The organism is Nocardioides sp. (assembly GCF_004803405.1).
Taxonomy (GTDB): domain Bacteria; phylum Actinomycetota; class Actinomycetes; order Propionibacteriales; family Nocardioidaceae; genus Nocardioides; species Nocardioides vastitatis.
Genome location: NZ_SSXI01000009.1, coordinates 1 through 1690, shown reverse-complemented (window position 1 = coordinate 1690; position 1690 = coordinate 1). Strand labels below are relative to the sequence as shown.

At 70.5% G+C, this 1690-nt stretch carries 4 protein-coding genes; all 4 read left to right on the top strand.

Annotation, left to right across the window (positions count from 1 at the left end):
* On the top strand, positions 1–380 hold a 380-nt coding region (locus tag E7Z54_RS22775; RefSeq protein WP_168798096.1), incomplete at its 5' end, for a hypothetical protein.
* 124 nt (positions 381–504) lie between these two features.
* Complete coding sequence (locus tag E7Z54_RS00760; RefSeq protein ID WP_136430913.1) at positions 505–831, top strand: WXG100 family type VII secretion target; 327 nt, start codon at positions 505–507, stop codon at positions 829–831.
* Between the two features lie 30 nt (positions 832–861).
* Positions 862–1158, top strand: a complete 297-nt coding sequence (locus E7Z54_RS00755) for a WXG100 family type VII secretion target (protein ID WP_136430912.1) — start codon at positions 862–864, stop codon at positions 1156–1158.
* 100 nt (positions 1159–1258) lie between these two features.
* A partial coding sequence (locus E7Z54_RS00750; protein ID WP_206055939.1) for an EsaB/YukD family protein occupies positions 1259–1690 on the top strand: 432 nt, incomplete at its 3' end.

Sequence of the window (1690 nt, the reverse complement as noted above, 5' to 3'; positions counted from 1 at the left end):
ACCTGCCGCTCGACCGGGTGGGAGCGCGCTGCCTGGTCGCGTCCGGCGGTGCGGCGCTGCTGCTGGCGGCCCGCAGCTACCGACACGTGATGGCGCGGCGCATGCTGCGGCTGGCCGGCGTGCTCTCGCTGGTGGCGGTCGCCTCCGTGCTGCTCCGCCTCGCGGAGGACAGCGCCGGCCTGGTCGGTCTGGTGGCGCTGGCCGCCATCGCGCTGGCCGCGATCCTCGTCCTGGTCGGTGTCCTCGTCGGCCGGGGGTGGCGCTCGGCGTGGTGGTCACGACGGGCCGAGATCGCCGAGGCGGTGTGTGGCGCCCTCGCCGTCGGGTCCGTCGTGGTGGCGGTCGGGTTCTTCCGTCATCTGTGGGAAGTGGTCCGCTGAGGTTTAGCCGCCCGAGCTCCTGGGGTAGCAACAACCCGTCGGCTCTTTGGCAGGTGCTCGGGGAGCCATTCGGAAGAGAGATCCGCCCGGCGGCTCCGGCCGCCCCACTGACCTAGGAGCAGACATGACAGGTTCGAACATCGAGTTCGGCCACGCAGAGGGCGCACTGAAGGCGATCGCCGAGCGCGTCGTCCAGGCGAAGGCGGAGTTCAAGCAGCACTCCGCCACCCTCGACGGCCAGATCCAGGCCCTGAAGGGCAAGTGGGAGGGCGACGGGGGTCGTGCCTTCCAGGTCCTCCACGCCGCGTGGACCGAGAAGCACGGCGTCATCACGGCGGCCCTGGACAAGTTCCACGCCTCGCTCACGGAGACCGAGAAGGACAACGTCGCCGTCGACCAGGCCGCCGGTGGCGAGATGAACAACCTGCTCAACAAGCTCGGTTCGCTCTGAGCGACCCCTCGACCCACAAGGAGATCACTGATGAGCCTCGACGGCCTTCGCGTCAACCACGGCGAGCTCAACGCCGCCGCAGAGAACATGTACCGCACCGTCCAGAAGCTGGACGAGTCCCTCAACAACCTCGAGAAGGACATCGCAGGCAAGGTCGCCACCTGGTCCGGTGCCCAGCAGGAGGCGTACCGGAGCTCCAAGGCCGCCTGGGACTGGGCGATGCAGGAGATGCGCGACCTGCTCGACAAGAGCTCGCAGACCGTCTACCAGTCCAACGACGAGTACCTGAGCGCTGACAAGCGGGGCGCAGCCCGGTTCGACTTCTGAGTCGCCGCACCCGTCGACGGAGGGACCGACACGTCAGTGTCGGTCCCTCCGGTCTTGTCCGTACGATGCGGGTCACCGGCTCTCGGGAAGGGTTGAGCAGATGACGCAAGCGGCACGGCCGGGCGGAGCCGTCGCCTCCGGCCTGGTCCGGGTGACAGTCACGTCCGGCACTCGGCGCGTCGATCTCGTGCTGCCCGGCGCGGTCCCCGTGGCCGAGCTGCTGCCCGAGCTCGCGCGGAGCGTGGGTCTGCTGGATCCGGCCACCGTCCACGGCGGGTACCGCGTCGTCACCGCCGACGGACGCAAGCTCGCCACCGACAGCGGGCTCACCCTCCAGGGCGTCGAGGACGGCGGACTCCTGACGGTCACCGCCGGCGTCGACGACCCGCCGCCCCGCGTGTACGACGACGTGGTCGAGGCGATGACCGACGTCGTCGAGAACGACCTCCAGCCGTGGCGGCCGGCCACCGGGCGACGGACCGCGCTCCTCGCCGCCGGCCTCTTCCTGGCCCTCGGCGCGGCGGCGCTCCTG

Bases quoted from the DNA above. Each gene is read 5' to 3' on its own strand.
- E7Z54_RS00760 (WP_136430913.1), top strand. From the start codon at position 505: ATGACAGGTTCGAACATCGAGTTCGGCCACGCAGAGGGCGCACTGAAG.
- E7Z54_RS00755 (WP_136430912.1), top strand. From the start codon at position 862: ATGAGCCTCGACGGCCTTCGCGTCAACCACGGCGAGCTCAACGCCGCC.